Origin of the sequence: Actinomycetospora lemnae, from assembly GCF_028737315.1 — a bacterium.
Taxonomy (GTDB): domain Bacteria; phylum Actinomycetota; class Actinomycetes; order Mycobacteriales; family Pseudonocardiaceae; genus Actinomycetospora; species Actinomycetospora lemnae.
The window spans coordinates 513,265-527,277 of record NZ_JAQZAO010000002.1 but is presented as its reverse complement, the minus strand read 5'-3'; the positions used below and the strand labels follow the sequence as shown (position 1 = coordinate 527,277).

Genomic DNA, 14,013 nt, shown 5'->3' with positions numbered 1-14,013 from the left:
TGGTCGGACCCTGCGAGCAGGTCCTCGTCACGTGTGCATCCGCAGGAAGCGCTGGCTGACGACGTTCTCGTAGTAGAAGAGGCCCTTGCCGAAGTTGTCCTCGGTCCAGGTGAGGATCTCGGTGTCGGGGTCGACCCAGTAGCCGCCGGTGAAGACCTCGTTGCGGATGCCGAGCGGGTCGAAGAAGTAGATGGTGTTGCCGCGCGTGACGCCGTGGCGCGTCGGGCCCTGGTCGATCTGGACGCCGTTGTAGGCGAGCGTGTCGGCGGCCTGGCGGATGTGGTCCCAGTCGTCGAGCCAGTAGGCCCAGTGGTGCAGCGCGCCGTTCGGGCCGTTGACGATGGCGATGTCGTGCGGGGAGCGGGTGTTGCCCGCGAGCCACACGCCGAGCTGGTGGCCGTTCCCGTCGAGCACCTGCTCGGTCATGCGCATGCCGAGCACGTCGATGAAGAAGGCCGCGGACTCCGCGACCTCCTCGGCGTTGACCAGCATGTGGTCCATGCGCGGGGGCGCGATGCCGGGCAGGTCGGGCGGCGGCACCGGCGCCGGGTTGCGCTTGCCGAGCACGTTGCCGGTCTTCTCGATGTCCCAGACCAGCTCCATGATCTGGCCCGACGGCACCTCGAACCGGATCGACTCGCCCTGGCCGACGGCCTCGCCCCGGCTGACCCGCGACGTCGGGCAGCCGTACGCCTCGACCTTCTTCTCCAGGTCGTGGAGGTCGTCCTCCTCCTCCACGCGGAAGGTGAAGGAGTCCATCCCGGTGCGCGGGTTGTAGCGCATCCGCAGGGAGTGGTGGTCCTCCTCGTCCCAGCACTTGAGGTAGACGCAGTCCTCGGTCCGCGCGACCTGCTGGAGGCCCATGACCTCGGTGTAGTACGCGGTCGAGAGATCCAGGTCGGGCGTACGGACGTCCACGTGGGCCAGGCGCAGGATTCCCATGCCTCGGCTCCCTTCGGGCTGCCATCCGGCTTCCTTGACGGCGCGACGCTAACCGCCCTAGCGTTCCGGAAGGAAGCAGCAGCGTTCCGCACACCGGAACGCGGGCTCTTGACTCAGGCTCGACGGAGGGGGACGGCATGGCGGACCCGATGGCGATGCGCCGCGCGGTCGCCGGCTACGTCGAGGGCGTCCACCGGGCCTACCTGCAGCAGGCGACGACGTTCCCGCCCGCGGTGCAGGGGCGCCTGCCGCTGCTGGCCGCCGGACGCCTCACCGTCGCGGCGGTCGGCGCGCGCAACCTGCACATCCTCGCCACCACCGAGGGCCTCGGCCCGCCGCGCGGGCAGGAGGTGGAGGTGCCGGGGTCGGCCGAGGGCCTCGAGTGGGTCGTGCGCTTCTACGACCCGGTCGTCGTGCCCGCCCTCGGGCTGATCGACGAGTCCGACGGCCCGGCGTCGGAGAAGGTGCGGGCCGCACTCGGCATCTCCACGGTCGTCTACCACGTCGTCACCCAGCCCGGCTCCGGTCTGTCCCCGCACCACGCGGGCCACGTCGGCTCGGGCCTGGCGAGCGCGCACTCGGCCGCGGCGCGCGACTTCGAGCGCCTGCGCGACCGGGCCCGGGGCCGCGAGGCGCTGGTCGACGAGATGGAGGGCGCAGCGGTCGCCGGGCTGGCCCGGGCCCAGGTGCTGCTGGCCCGCGCGATCCGCCCGTACGACGCGGCGGTCGGCGAGGCCGTGGACGCCGCCCTGCGCCCGGGCGCGACGCCCGACCCGGACGCGGTGCGCAAGGTGCTGCTGGCGTCGTTCACGGAGGAGCCGGCGTGAGCGACGCGCCCCTGCAGACGGTCACCAATGCCGCGCGGCTGCTCAAGGCGTTCCTCACGCGCGAGGAGTCGCTCGGGGTCTCCGAGCTCGCGCGGCGGCTGGGCCTGGGCAAGAGCGCGGTGCACCGGCTGCTGACCACGCTCGCCGCGGAGGGGCTCGTCGAGCAGGACCCGCACACCGGCGGCTACCGCCTCGGTCTCGTCGTCTTCGAGCTCGGCGAGGCGGTGCGCGTGCACATGGACCTGCACGCCGCGGCCGGGTCGGTGCTCGCCCACCTGCGCGAGGAGACCGGCGAGTCCACGCAGGTCGGGATGCTCGACGGCCACGACGTCGTCTACGTCGACCGCCTCGAGTCGAGCCACGCGCTGCGGCTGTTCACCGAGACCGGTCGCCGTGTGCCGGTGCACTGCACCAGCTCGGGCAAGGTGCTCATGGCCTTCGCGCCCGAACCGGTCCGCGAGCGCTACCTCGCCACCGCGACCCTGGCCCGCCACACCGAGCACACGCTCACCGACCCCGACGAGCTGCGCCGGGCGCTGGCCACCGTGCGCGCCCGGGGCTGGGCCGACGCCGTCGACGAGCGCGAGATCGGCGTGGCGTCCCTCGCGGCCCCCATCCGCGACGCGCGCGGGGTCGTCGTCGCCGCGATCGGCATCGGCGCGCCGGTCAGCCGGTTCCGCGCGATCCCCCGCAAACGCCTGGCGCGCACGGTCGTCGAGGCGGGCGAGGCCGTGTCCCGCCGTCTCGGCTGGTCGGAAGAGGCACCCCTACTCGAGAAGGAGAGCTGAGTGGCCGTCACCGACGCCCCGGACGATCCGATCAAGGCGAAGGCGCGTGCGCTCTACGAGGCGCGGCGCACGCGGGTGCCGATCCCGCCGTTCACCGACAGCGAGCCCGACCTCGGGATGGCCGACGGCTACGCGATCCAGCAGGAGCTCGTCCCGCTGCTGCTGGCCGACGGCGACCGGGTCGTCGGGCACAAGGTCGGCGTCACGTCGGCGGCGATGCAGAAGATGATCGGTATCGACACCCCGGACTACGGCCCGACGCTGGCGTCGACGGTCTACCGCGACGGCGACGCGATCCCGCTCTCGCGCTTCATCCAGCCCAAGGTCGAGGCCGAGATCGTCTTCGTGCTCGGCTCGCGGCTGCAGGGCCCGGGCGTCGGGCCCACCGACGTCGCGCCCGCGATCGCCGGGGTCGCGGCGGCCATGGAGATCGTCGACTCCCGCATCGTCGACTGGCGGATCAAGCTCGCCGACACCGTCGCCGACATGGCGTCCAACGGCGCGGTCGCGGTGTCCTCGCGGCTCGTGCCGCTGGCGGGCCTCGACACCCGGCTGATCGGGATGACGTTCACGCGCAACGGCGAGCTCGTCGACACCGGGGCGGGCGCGGCGGCGCTGGGCGACCCGCTGGCGGTGGTGGCCTGGCTGGCGAACGTGCTCGGCGAGGCCGGCGTGGCGCTCGAGCCCGGTCACATGATCATGACCGGCGCCCTGCACGCGGCGGTCCCGCTGGCCGCGGGCGACGTGTTCCGCGCGGAGTTCGACCGGCTGGGGCCGGTGACGATCAGGGTGGTGGAGGACTGATGGACACGAAGCATCAGGGGGAGCACGCCGACAGGGGAGCTGGACCATGAGCGGCGCGGACGTCCAGGAGCTGGCGGCCCGGCTGACCAAGGCCGTCACCGAGCGCACCGCGATCGACCCGCTCACCGACGACGTCACCGACCTCGACCTCGAGACCGGGTACGCCGTCCAGCGCGTGCTGCGCGAGCAGGCCGGCCCGCGGGTGGGCTGGAAGCTCGGGGTGACGTCGCGGGCGAAGCAGGCCCAGGTCGGGGTGTCCGACCCGGTCTGCGGGTTCCTGCCGGGCAGCGCGGCGCTCGACCTCGGCGCGCCCCTGCGCACCGGGGAGCTGATCCAGCCCCGCGCCGAGCCGGAGATCGTGTTCGTGCTGGGCCGCGACCTGGCCGGCGAGCACGTCACCGCGGCCGACGTGCTCTCGGCGACCTCCGGGCTCGCGGTGGGCATCGAGATCCTCGACTCCCGGTTCCGCGACTACCGCTTCACGATGGCCGACGTGGTCGCCGACAACACCTCGGCGGCGCGCTTCGTCGTCGGCACGCCGGTGCCGCCGGCGGGCATCGACGTGCGCCTCGTCGGCGTGCTGCTGGAGAAGAACGGCGAGCTCGTCGCCACCGCCTCGGGCGCGGCGTCCCTGGGCCACCCGGCGGCGGCCGTCGCCTGGCTGGTCCGCCGCCTCGCCGCGTCGGGCGAGGGCCTCGCCGCCGGCGAGGTCGTCCTGTCCGGCGGCCTGACCGCCGCCACCCCCGTCGTCGCCGGCGACGTCGTGACCGTGACCATCGACCGCCTCGGGACGGTCGAGCTCGCCTGTACGTGAGCGAACTTTCGAGCCATAGCTCCGAAGATCGCTCACGAGGACCGGAGGCAACGCCATGCCGCTCGTGCAGATCACCCTCGCCCGGGGCCGCAGCCCCGAGCAGCTCGCCGCGCTGGGGGAGGAGGTCACCGCCGCCGTGACGCGTGCGGTCGGCGCCCCGGCCGAGAACGTCCGGGTCGTCGTCACCGAGTGCGAGCCGGAGCACTGGTTCGTGGGCGGTGAGTCGCTGGCGTCGCTGCGGGCCTCGGGCCGGCGGTGACCCCGCCGTGAGTCTGGTGCGCGTCGACGCGCCGGGCGTCGTCACCAGCGACGATGGCCGGCGCTTCGTCGTGCTCGCGGTCGAGGACGGCTACCGCGTCGTCGACGCCGTGTGCCCGCACAACCGCGGTCCGCTGGAGCAGGGCTGGGTCCGCGACGGCCACACCCTCGTCTGCCCGTGGCACTGGTACCGCTTCGACCTGGACACCGGCGCGTGCCCGACATCCCCGCAGCACGTGCTCGGCGTCCACCCGCTGCGCGAGGTGGACGGCGTCCTGTACGCCGACGTCGGCGACCCTCCGCGGGCGCTGTCGTGGTCGGAGCGCCTGCGGGCGCACGCCCGGGAGTAGCCGCTCCGTCACGTCCGTCCGGTTCCCGCTCGCGGGGCGGACCGGGTGGGGGAAAGGGGACCATCGGCGTGGCCGGTGGGAGGTATGTTGCCGCGCGTGTCCTCCCCCTTCGGCGGCTCCGGGTCCGAGGACCCCCAGCGCTCCGAGTCGTTCGGCTCCCAGCCCACCCAGTACGGCCCGACGGCCGATCCCTCGGCCGCCCAGGCGGGTCAGAGCCCCTACGCCCCGGGGCAAGGGCAGCAGGGGCAGGGCCAGCAGGGGCAGTACGGCCAGTCCGGCCCGCAGCCCTACTACGGCGGCTACGAGCAGCAGGGCTACGGGCAGCCGGGGTACGGACAGCAGCAGGGGTACGGCCAGGGCTACGGCCAGCCCCACGCCCAGCCCGGCTACGGCCAGCAGGGCTACGGTCAGCCGGGGTACGGCCAGCCCTACGGTCAGCAGGGGTACGGGCAGCCCTACGGTCAGCAGGGGTACGGCGCGCCCTACGGTCAGCCCGGCTACAACCCCTACGGTCAGCCCGGCTACGGCCAGCCGCCGAAGAAGAACAAGGCCCTGCCCTGGATTCTCGGTGGCGTGGCCGTCCTCGTCGTCGCGATCGTGGCGGTCGTCGTCCTCGTCATGACGCTCGGCGGCGGGCCCGTGCAGGCGGCGTCGACCCGGTCGGTGCCGATCCCCGACGCGAGTCCGGCGGGCATCACCGACGCCCTCACCCTCGACGGGTCGGGCACGGTGTCGGCGCTGCAGGTCAACGCGACGATCTCGCACCCGTACACCTGCGACCTGGTGGTCTCGCTGCGCTCGCCGCAGGGCGCGTCGGCCGTCCTCGCCGACAGCAACGACTGCGACCGCAACCGCCCCGGCCTCGTCCTGGCGCTCGACAGCCGCCAGCCCGGCAGCCCGCTGGCCCCGCTGGTCGGCCAGCAGGTCCAGGGGCCGTGGACGCTGGTCGTCGCCGACGGCGTGGCCATCGACCGCGGCACCCTCGACGGCTGGAACATCACCGTCGAGCGGTAGCGCCGGCCGACCGCCCCGGGGCCGGCTCCGTGCTCGTCCCGGAGTCAGGTGGGGACGCGGGGACGTCCGCCGGGTCGGGGTCGTCGTCCGGGGTCGATGATCCAGGGTGGGGTGAACCAGGGGCGCCCGTCGATCATCCGGATCGTCCAGTGGCCGTGGTGGACCAGCTGGTGGTGGAACGAGCACAACAGGCACATGTTGTCGAGCGCCGTCTCGCCGCCGTCGAGCCAGTGATCGACGTGATGGGCCTGGCAGCGGCGGGGCCGGCGGTCGCAGCCGGGAAAGGCGCAGCCGCCGTCACGCAGGTCGAGCGCTCGGCGGATGGCGTCGCCGGCGGTGCGCTGCGCGCGGCCGACGTCGAGGGGTTCGGACCTCGAGCCGAGGACCACGGGGATGACCGCGGCGTCGCAGGCCCAGCGGCGGGCGGTGGCGGGGTGGACCCGCGCTCCGGAGTCGAGCAGGCCGAAGCCGCCCCGCTCGCCGAGGGCCTCGCGGAGCCACCGGTGGTCGATGGTGATGGTGAGCAACGCCCGCCCGGGCCGCTCGACCCGCGGCGCACCGCCGGCGGGGTGGCCGCGGCGCGGCTCGGGGATCGACGCCGATGGCGCCTCGCTCTGGTCCTCGGGCCGGCCCTCGGGGCCGGTGGTGTCGGTGGCGATGCCGCGGGGGCTGCGGGCGTCGGCGACGAGGTCCTTGAGCCCGTCGACGCGGCGCCGAGCGAGCTCGCGCTGGTCCTCGGGCCCGCACCGGGTGGCGAGCCCGTCGATGACCTCCAGGAACGCCTCGCCGTCCACCGGGTCGCCCATCCGCCCGCGGAACAGCAGCGTGCCGTCGCGGCGGTGGCTGAACAGCAATTCGTCGTCCCGGCTCCGGGCCTCCTCGGGCGGCTCGTCCCCGTCGGGGTCGAGGTGCGCGAGCAGCCGGTCGGCCACGGCCTGCAGACCCCGCGGTCCCCACCGGGTGGCTTCGTCGGCCAGGGTCTGCTCGGCGTCGGCCCACGCGGGCGCGGGGAGGCCCTCGACGCGATCGAGGCGGCGCATGGTGGTGCGGATGATCGCGATGTGGGCCGGACCGATCTCGCCGGAGGCGGCCACGGTGGCGGTGCAGGGCAACCGCGGCGCCAGCGCCTCGCCGAGCAGCGAGCGCCGGGGGCACAGGTCGCGGGACTCGGCGACCAGCCTGCGGGCCTCCGCGGCGCTGATGCGCCAGAGCTCTTCGAGCAGCCGCTCGGTCGAGCGGTCACCGGTCACCTCCGCCACCGCGGAGCGGTCGAGCTCGGCGACCTGCTCCAGGCGCGTGTAGCCCTCGCGGCGACGGGCGAGCTCGCCGACGCGGGCACGCTCGAGCGCGGCCCGTTCCGCCGGCCCCGGCTCCCGTTCGCTCATGCGTTCGAACGTAGACCCGACCCCCGACAGCGAGGGCGCGCCGCTGAGACCGTCTCAGCTCCGAGCTGTGGTCCGGAGGTCTCCGGTGCGAGCCGTCAGTGCTCCGGCTCGTGCCCGACCACGGTCTCGCCGGTGGTCGTGACCTCGCCCGTCCAGCCGCAGGTCGCGCACCAGCAGTAGAACCGGCGGGCGTCGCCCTCCCAGAACTCGGTCGCGAGCCCCAGGTCGCGGGCGCACGCCGGGCAGAACCGGGGGGCGTCGCGGCGGTGGGCCTCGACGTCCGCGGCGAAGCGCCGGTCGATCTTCGCGCCGGGGGAGCCGTCGGGGACCGTCACGGCGGACAGTCTCACCGCGGGATCAGTCCCGAGTCCACCTGTGCCGAGGTGTCGGGCGGGAGCGTCGCGGTGCCGATGCCCCCGGCGGGGGTGAACGACGGGCGTCCGGCCTCCTGGTCCGCCTCGACGCGCGCGGCCGCTGACAGGTGCACCTGCCGGATGGTCTCGAGCGCGGGGGAGTAGCGCGTGGAGCCCATCCGGCAGAAGTCCAGCGCGAAGGTCGCTCCGCCGGCGTGGAACTTGTCCTTCTCGCAGGGCAGGTCGATGCGCTCGTGCGGCTCGCGGATGGTGCCCAGCGGGTCCTCGCCCTTCGCGACCGCGGCCATCTGCTGGCGGAACATCTTGCGCAGCATGGCGACGCCGATGTCGGAGCGGCCGAGGTGCTCGGTGGTCCGGTCGGTGATCGGCCCCTGCGTCACCCAGGCCATGATGTCCTGGCCCTCGACGTAGTTGACGACGTGGTGCCCGCGCTCGTCGAACACCGGGATCTCGTAGTCCGGCACCGTCTGCTGCTCCACCGGCTCGTAGCCCTCGGGGGCGTGGACGGTGTAGAGCATGAACCGGGTGGTCGTGCGGTTGATCGGCACGCGGATCTGCATCTGGTGGATGCCGCCGCCCCCGACCCGCATGTTGTACGGGAAGACCAGCGGGTGCCCGACCTTCCAGTCGTCGTTGTCCTCGCTGGCGCCGGCGAGCACGCGGCGCTTGATGATGCCCCACTCGAAGGCGTCGAACCCGATGCGCTGGTGCTTCTTGCCGAACGACGGCGGGGCCTCGAAGCCCTCGTGGCGTCCGATGAACTCGAAGTAGCGCCCGTGCAGGTGCTCGACGTGGTGCGGGTCGACGGCGTTCTCCATGACCTGCACGTAGTTGCAGGGGATGTCCGCCCAGCCGATGTCGCGGAACCCGTCCATGACGTAGACGTCGAAGCGCGGCAGCAGCGGCGCCGGATCCGGCCCGACGTAGGCCCACACGAGCCCGCCGAGCTCCTCGACCTTGCCGGCGGTGGCGCGCACCCGTTCCTGGAAGTTGGTGTTGTCCTTCTCGGCGGGCTGGTCGGTGCACGCGCCGTCGGTGTCGAACTTCCAGCCGTGGTACGGGCAGCGCAGCCCGTCGCCCTCCACGACGCCGTAGGCCATCGACGCCTTCCGGTGCGGGCAGGGCTCGGGGATGATCCCGTACCGCCCGGACGGGGAGCGCCACAGCGCGAAGAAGTCGCCGAGCAGCTCCACCCGCTTCACCGGGAACTCCTCGAGCTCGCGGGTGAACGCGACGGGGTACCAGTAGCGGCGCAGCACCTCGCCCATCGGCGTGCCGGCCTCGACGGCGGTGAGTTCCTCGTTCTGCTCGGCGGTCAGCACGTGTGCCCTCCCGGGGTGTGGCGGTGCCCCCGACGCTAGGCAGCGTGCGCACCGCCGAGAAGGGCGCCGTCCCGCTCCGCGGGACGGTGCGCTGCGCGCAGGTGAGCAGAGAGGAGTGCTGCAGCACTCCTTTCTGCTCACCTGCCGGCTGGCACCCGGAACCGCCGCCGGTACGCGAGCGGGGACAGGCCGACCGTCTCGGCGAGGTGGGCGCGCAGCGACGCGGCGGTGCCCAGCCCGACGGCCGCGGCGACACGATCGACGGGCAGGTCGGTGCCCTCGAGCAGGCGCCGCGCGCGGGCGAGGCGCTGCGCGACCAGCCAGGCGTGGGGTGAGGTCCCGGTCTCGGCGCGGAAGCGGCGGGTGAAGGTGCGCACGCTCATCGCCGCGTGGGCGGCGAGGGCGGCGACGTCGAGGTCCTCGTCGAGGTGCTCGAGCGCCCAGGCCCGCGCCGCGCCCGTGGCGCCCGCACCGGCCGCGGGGAGGGGGTGGTCGATGAACTGGGCCTGGCCGCCGTCGCGCCAGGGCGAGACGACGAGGTGGCGCGCGACGGCGTTGGCGACCTCCGCGCCGTGGTCGCCGCGCAGCACGTGCAGGCACAGGTCCAGCCCGGCGGCGAGGCCCGCGGAGGTGGCGACGTCGCCGTCGTCGACGAACAGGACGGACTCGTCGACCGCGAGGTCGGGGTGGAGGCGACGGAGGTCGTCCGCCCGGGCCCAGTGTGTCGCGACGCGGTGCCCGGCGAGCCGCCCGGCCGCGGCCAGCACGAAGGCGCCCGTGCAGATCGACAGCCAGCGGGCGTGCGCGGGCACGGTGTCCAGGGCCGCGAGCAGGTCGTCGGGCAGCACGCCGTCGCGGCGGGCGGGCACGTAGTGGGTGCCGGGGACGATGACGGTGTCGGCGGCGGCGAGCGCCTCCGCTCCGTGCTCGAGCAGCAGCGAGAAGCCGGCGGTCGACGCGACGCGCTCCTCGAGACCGCACACCCGCACGTCGTAGAGCGGGCCGTCCGGTCCCTCCGCGGTCCCGAACACCTGCGGCGGGATCTGCAGGTCGAAGCCGACGACCTCGGGCAGGGCGAGGACGGCCACGACGTGCGGCCGCGGACCGACGGGACCAGCCATGGCCGGATTCTTGCACGAGTTGGCGTTCCGGCCACTGGTCCACGTCCGGCCCGTCCCGCAGGCTGTCCCCTCGTGACCGAGACGCGGCCCGATGCCCCGACCCCGAGCGCGCCCCGCACCCGCACGTCGGCCTGGCCCTGGGCCGTCGCCGCCACGGCGTTCGTGACCCTGCTGGGCGCCTCGGGCTTCCGCTCCGCGCCCGGGGTGTTCGTCGAGCCGCTGCACGCGGAGTTCGGCTGGTCGACGGCGACGATCTCGTCGGCGGTGTCGCTGAACCTGCTGCTCTACGGGGTGGTGTCGCCCTTCGCCGCGGCGCTGATGGAGCGCTTCGGGATGCGGCGGGTGGTCAGCATCGCGCTCCTGCTCGTCGCCGCGGGCAGCGGGCTGACGGTGTTCATGAGCGCGGCGTGGCAGCTGGTCCTGCTCTGGGGCGTGCTCGTCGGCGTCGGGACCGGCTCGATGGCGCTGGCGTTCGTCGCGACGGTGACCGGACGCTGGTTCGTCGCGCGCCGGGGCCTCGTCTCCGGCGTGCTCACCGCCGCCCAGGCGGCCGGTGGGCTGGTGTTCCTGCCGCTCATGGCCCACCTCGCGGGCTCGGTCGGCTGGCGCCTCGCCTCGCTCGTCGTCGCGGCCGGCGCGCTGGTCGTCGTCCCGCTGGTCCTGCTCCTGCTGCGCGACCGCCCGTCGGACGTCGGCACCGTCGCCCACGGGGCCGCGCCGGGCGAGGCCGAGCCGGAGGAGGTGGTCACGACCGGAGCCGCCCGCCGCACCGTCGCCGTGCTCGCCGACGCCGCCCGCGCCGGGACGTTCTGGCTGCTCGCGGGCGGGTTCGCGATCTGCGGGGCGACCACCGTCGGCCTGCTCAACACGCACTTCGTGCCCGCCGCCCACGACCACGGCATGCCCGCGACGACGGCGGCCGGCCTGCTCGCGGTGGTCGGCGTCTTCGACGTCGTCGGCACGATCGCGTCGGGCTGGTTCACCGACCGCGTCGACCCGCGCAAGCTGCTGGCCGTCTACTACGTGCTGCGCGGCGCGTCGCTGGCGTTCCTGCCCTTCCTGCTCGCGCCGACCGCCGCGCCGCCGCTGTGGGCGTTCATCATCTTCTACGGGCTCGACTGGGTCGCGACCGTGCCGCCGACGGTCGCGCTGTGCCGGGAGCGCTTCGGGGCCCGCGCCCCGATCGTCTTCGGCTGGGTGTTCGCGGCTCACCAGCTCGGCTCGGCGATCGCCGCGGTCGGCGCCGGCCTGGTCCGCGACCTCACCGGCGCCTACGACGGCGCGTGGTGGGGCGCGGGCGCGCTCTGCGTCGTGGCCGCCGGGCTCTCGCTCGCGATCTCTCGGCGGGCGGGGATACCGTCGGTGCGGTGACGATCTCTGTACGTCCCCCGGCCGGCGACCGCGACTGGGGCGGGCGGCTCCCGCGCAACGAGACGCTCGACCTCGACGACGACCAGCGCGCCGCCCGCGAGGAGATCCTCGAGCGCTCCGCGCGCTGGGCCGAGCGCGCCGGGTTCGCGCCCACCGACGACGCGGGCGGGCTGATCGGCCCGTTCAACGCGTTCGCGCTGCGGCCCGCGCCCGGGCGGGCGTTCAACCGCTGGGTGCAGACCGACCAGCGGGGCTCGTCGCTGCCCGCGCCGATCCGCGAGGTCGTCATCCTCACCGTCGGCGTCGCCTGGCAGGCCGACTACGAGATCTACGCCCACGTCGCGGTGGCCCGGACCGTGGGGCTGTCCGAGACCGTCATCGCCGGGCTGCGCGCCGGGGACACCGACGGCTTCGCGCCCGACGAGCTCGCCGCCCACCGCTTCACCGACGAGCTCGTGCGCACCCACCGCGTCACCGACGCGACCTACGCGGCCGCCGTCGACGCCTTCGGCCGTGACGGGGTGCTCGACATGGTCCACCTCGCCGGCATGTACCTCGCGACCTCGGCGCTGCTCAACGCGTTCGAGGTCCCGGCGCCGCCGATCCCCGAGCCCTAGCCTCTCGGGCATGGCGGCGCGCCCGAGCTGGGAGCTGAGCTCGGTGCGCAACGCCGCGCGCCTGCTCAAGGAGTTCTCGGTGACCGACCGGGAGCTGGGGGTGGCCGAGCTCGCCCGCCGCCTCGGCCTGGGCACGAGCACCGTGCACCGCCTGCTCGCGACCCTCGCCGACGAGCGCCTTCTCGAGCGCGGACCGACGGGCACCTACCGGCTCGGGCTCGCCGTGCACGAGCTCGGGGCGACCGTCGCCCCGCACGTCGGGCTGCACGAGGCGGCGATGCCGGCGATGGCGGGCCTGCGCCACGCCACCGGCGAGACCGTGCAGCTCGCGGTGCTCGACGGCCTGCACTCGGTCTACGTCGAGCGCCTCGAGAGCCCGCACACCGTGCGCATCTTCGCCCGCGTCGGGACGCGGCTGCCGGCGACGACCACGAGCACGGGCAAGGTCCTGCTCGCGGCCCTGCCGCCCGAGGACCTGGACGCCCGGCTCGCCGACTGGACCCCCGAGCGCCCCACCCCGCACTCGATCGCCGACCCCGCGACGCTGCGCCGGCGCCTGCGCGACATCGCCGCGCGGGGCTGGGCGGAGAACCGTGAGGAGAGCCGGCTGGGCGTCGTGTCGGTGGGCGCGGTGATCCGCGACGCCGCGGGGGCGCCGGTGGCCGCGGTCAGTGTCGCCGTCCCCGTGGACCGGGCCGCCGCCGCGACGATGCGCCGCTACACGACGCTGGTGACCGACACCGCCGACGTCATCACCCGGCGACTCGCCGCTGGAGCAGGAGGCTGACGAACGCGACGAGCCCGAGCAGCGCGACGATCCCGGCGAAGACGACGCCCGCGGTGACCAGCCCGAACGCCGCCGACGCGACGCCCTCGCCGATCACCGGCAGCGAGATGCCGACGTAGAGCACGAGGAAGAAGCTCGACGCGACCTCGCTGCGCCGCTCGGGCGGGCTGCCGGCGTTCACCGCGCCCAGCCCGGCGCGGAAGCTCATGCCCTGCCCGACGCCGGCGACCGCGGCCCCGGCCACGAGCAGCGCGAGCGAGGCCAGCGCGAGCGCGGCCCCGACGCCGGCGACGCCGATCACGAGCGCGGCGCAGCCGACGAGCAGCGCGGGGCGCAGGGACAGCCGCGACGACGCGATCTGCCCGACCGTCGACGCCCCGAGCAGCGTGAACACGACGAGCCCGGTGACGAGGTGGTCGCGCACGCCGAGGACCTGGCCGAGGAACGACGGCGAGACCGCGGTGAACAGGCCGAGCACCGCGAACCCCGCGAACCCGGCGATGGCCGCGCGGACGAACACCCCGCGGACCTCGGGCGGCACCGACACCCGTTGCGGGCGCCAGCTGACCGGCCCCTCGGAGCGCCCCGTCGGCTCGACCACCGCCCACAGGAACGCGCCGACGACCACCACCATGACGATGTGCACCGCGTACGGGAGGTACAGGGGCGCGGGCAGGTACTCGGCGAGGGCGCCCGCGACGACGGGGCCCAGGCCCAGCCCCAGCATGTTCACGCACGCGGCGACCAGGCTGTAGCGGTTCTGCCGGCCCTCCGGCGCGAGGTCGACGAGGGCGGCGGTGGCGGTGCCGGTGAAGATGCCGGCCGAGAGCCCGGAGAGCAGGCGCCCGACGAAGAGCGCCGGGAGGTCGTCGACGAGGAACACGGCGCTGGAGACCGCGGCGAGCGCGAGGCCCGGCAGCAGCACGGCGCGGCGTCCGAGCTGGTCGGACAGGCGCCCGAAGAACAGCAGGGCCACCGTCACGCCCACGGCGTACGTCGCGAAGACCAGGGTCACCATGACCCCGCCGAAGCCCAGCTCCTGTTCGTAGATCGGGTAGAGCGGCGTCGGCAGCGTCGCGCCGAGCATCGTGACCAGGAACGCGAGGGCGACGACCACCGCGGCCGCGGGGCCCCGCAGCCCCCGGGTGGTGCGGGTGGTCTCGGTCGACGAGCTGATGGTGGTCCTCCGTCCGGTGGTGCACGATCGCACGCCGGACGGCGTGTTCCCCGGCCGCGCCG

At 74.6% G+C, this 14,013-nt stretch carries 16 protein-coding genes; 10 read left to right on the top strand and 6 right to left on the bottom strand.

Going from position 1 to position 14,013, the window contains the following annotated elements; translation table 11 throughout:
• Nucleotides 1-27: 27 nt before the first annotated feature.
• A complete protein-coding gene (locus PGB27_RS06210) occupies nucleotides 28-942 on the bottom strand; it encodes a catechol 2,3-dioxygenase (RefSeq protein WP_274199466.1) in 915 nt (304 codons plus the stop codon).
• Nucleotides 943-1,079: 137 nt separating this feature from the next.
• Here PGB27_RS06210 and PGB27_RS06205 point away from each other — a divergent pair, with 137 nt between their 5' ends.
• From PGB27_RS06205 to PGB27_RS06175, 7 genes are all read left to right on the top strand, one after another.
• Entirely contained in the window at nucleotides 1,080-1,769 is a 690-nt protein-coding gene (locus PGB27_RS06205) for a hypothetical protein (RefSeq protein ID WP_274199465.1), read from the top strand.
• On the top strand, nucleotides 1,766-2,557 hold the full coding sequence (locus PGB27_RS06200; protein WP_274199464.1) for an IclR family transcriptional regulator: 792 nt from the start codon (nucleotides 1,766-1,768) through the stop codon (nucleotides 2,555-2,557). The genes PGB27_RS06205 and PGB27_RS06200 overlap by 4 nt, the downstream gene beginning before the upstream one ends.
• Nucleotides 2,558-3,361, top strand: a complete 804-nt coding sequence (locus PGB27_RS06195; RefSeq protein WP_274199463.1) for a 2-keto-4-pentenoate hydratase — start codon at nucleotides 2,558-2,560, stop codon at nucleotides 3,359-3,361.
• 46 nt (nucleotides 3,362-3,407) lie between these two features.
• Nucleotides 3,408-4,175, top strand: coding sequence for a 2-keto-4-pentenoate hydratase (locus tag PGB27_RS06190; protein WP_274199462.1), 768 nt, complete (start codon nucleotides 3,408-3,410; stop codon nucleotides 4,173-4,175).
• Between the two features lie 55 nt (nucleotides 4,176-4,230).
• Nucleotides 4,231-4,434, top strand: a complete 204-nt coding sequence (locus tag PGB27_RS06185) for a 2-hydroxymuconate tautomerase (protein ID WP_274199461.1) — start codon at nucleotides 4,231-4,233, stop codon at nucleotides 4,432-4,434.
• 7 nt (nucleotides 4,435-4,441) lie between these two features.
• A complete protein-coding gene (locus PGB27_RS06180) occupies nucleotides 4,442-4,783 on the top strand; it encodes a Rieske (2Fe-2S) protein (RefSeq protein ID WP_274199460.1) in 342 nt (113 codons plus the stop codon).
• A 96-nt stretch (nucleotides 4,784-4,879) separates the two neighbouring features.
• Nucleotides 4,880-5,797: a proprotein convertase P-domain-containing protein gene (locus PGB27_RS06175; RefSeq protein WP_274199459.1), complete on the top strand. Its 918-nt coding sequence runs from the start codon at nucleotides 4,880-4,882 to the stop codon at nucleotides 5,795-5,797.
• 44 nt (nucleotides 5,798-5,841) lie between these two features.
• On the opposite strand, the gene PGB27_RS06170 is transcribed toward PGB27_RS06175, so the two are convergent.
• The 4 genes from PGB27_RS06170 to PGB27_RS06155 all read right to left on the bottom strand — a co-directional run bounded on the left by PGB27_RS06170 (nucleotide 5,842) and on the right by PGB27_RS06155 (nucleotide 9,999).
• Nucleotides 5,842-7,182 carry an HNH endonuclease signature motif containing protein gene (locus tag PGB27_RS06170; protein WP_274199458.1) on the bottom strand — a complete coding sequence of 447 codons (1,341 nt, stop codon included), beginning with the start codon at nucleotides 7,180-7,182 and terminating at the stop codon, nucleotides 5,842-5,844.
• 95 nt (nucleotides 7,183-7,277) lie between these two features.
• Entirely contained in the window at nucleotides 7,278-7,517 is a 240-nt protein-coding gene (locus tag PGB27_RS06165; RefSeq protein ID WP_274199457.1) for a hypothetical protein, read from the bottom strand.
• An 11-nt stretch (nucleotides 7,518-7,528) separates the two neighbouring features.
• Nucleotides 7,529-8,878, bottom strand: a complete 1,350-nt coding sequence (locus PGB27_RS06160; protein WP_274199456.1) for a Rieske 2Fe-2S domain-containing protein — start codon at nucleotides 8,876-8,878, stop codon at nucleotides 7,529-7,531.
• Between the two features lie 137 nt (nucleotides 8,879-9,015).
• Nucleotides 9,016-9,999: a GlxA family transcriptional regulator gene (locus PGB27_RS06155; protein WP_274199455.1), complete on the bottom strand. Its 984-nt coding sequence runs from the start codon at nucleotides 9,997-9,999 to the stop codon at nucleotides 9,016-9,018.
• A 72-nt stretch (nucleotides 10,000-10,071) separates the two neighbouring features.
• Here PGB27_RS06155 and PGB27_RS06150 point away from each other — a divergent pair, with 72 nt between their 5' ends.
• The 3 genes from PGB27_RS06150 to PGB27_RS06140 are packed head-to-tail and all read left to right on the top strand — an operon-like array spanning nucleotide 10,072 to nucleotide 12,774.
• Nucleotides 10,072-11,370: an MFS transporter gene (locus tag PGB27_RS06150; protein WP_408630015.1), complete on the top strand. Its 1,299-nt coding sequence runs from the start codon at nucleotides 10,072-10,074 to the stop codon at nucleotides 11,368-11,370.
• Entirely contained in the window at nucleotides 11,367-11,987 is a 621-nt protein-coding gene (locus PGB27_RS06145) for a carboxymuconolactone decarboxylase family protein (protein ID WP_274199454.1), read from the top strand. The genes PGB27_RS06150 and PGB27_RS06145 overlap by 4 nt, the downstream gene beginning before the upstream one ends.
• A gap of 10 nt (nucleotides 11,988-11,997) precedes the next feature.
• Nucleotides 11,998-12,774, top strand: coding sequence for an IclR family transcriptional regulator (locus PGB27_RS06140; protein WP_274199453.1), 777 nt, complete (start codon nucleotides 11,998-12,000; stop codon nucleotides 12,772-12,774).
• On the opposite strand, the gene PGB27_RS06135 is transcribed toward PGB27_RS06140, so the two are convergent.
• Nucleotides 12,740-13,984, bottom strand: a complete 1,245-nt coding sequence (locus PGB27_RS06135) for an MFS transporter (protein ID WP_274199452.1) — start codon at nucleotides 13,982-13,984, stop codon at nucleotides 12,740-12,742. The two genes, PGB27_RS06140 and PGB27_RS06135, sit on opposite strands and share 35 nt — an antisense overlap.
• Nucleotides 13,985-14,013: the final 29 nt, after the last annotated feature.

Coding starts and splice junctions, on each gene's coding strand:
- PGB27_RS06190 (WP_274199462.1), top strand. CDS start 3,408: ATGAGCGGCGCGGACGTCCAGGAGCTGGCGGCCCGGCTGACCAAGGCC.
- PGB27_RS06185 (WP_274199461.1), top strand. CDS start 4,231: ATGCCGCTCGTGCAGATCACCCTCGCCCGGGGCCGCAGCCCCGAGCAG.
- PGB27_RS06210 (WP_274199466.1), bottom strand. CDS start 942: ATGGGAATCCTGCGCCTGGCCCACGTGGACGTCCGTACGCCCGACCTG.
- PGB27_RS06140 (WP_274199453.1), top strand. CDS start 11,998: ATGGCGGCGCGCCCGAGCTGGGAGCTGAGCTCGGTGCGCAACGCCGCG.
- PGB27_RS06155 (WP_274199455.1), bottom strand. CDS start 9,999: ATGGCTGGTCCCGTCGGTCCGCGGCCGCACGTCGTGGCCGTCCTCGCC.
- PGB27_RS06205 (WP_274199465.1), top strand. CDS start 1,080: ATGGCGGACCCGATGGCGATGCGCCGCGCGGTCGCCGGCTACGTCGAG.
- PGB27_RS06170 (WP_274199458.1), bottom strand. CDS start 7,182: ATGAGCGAACGGGAGCCGGGGCCGGCGGAACGGGCCGCGCTCGAGCGT.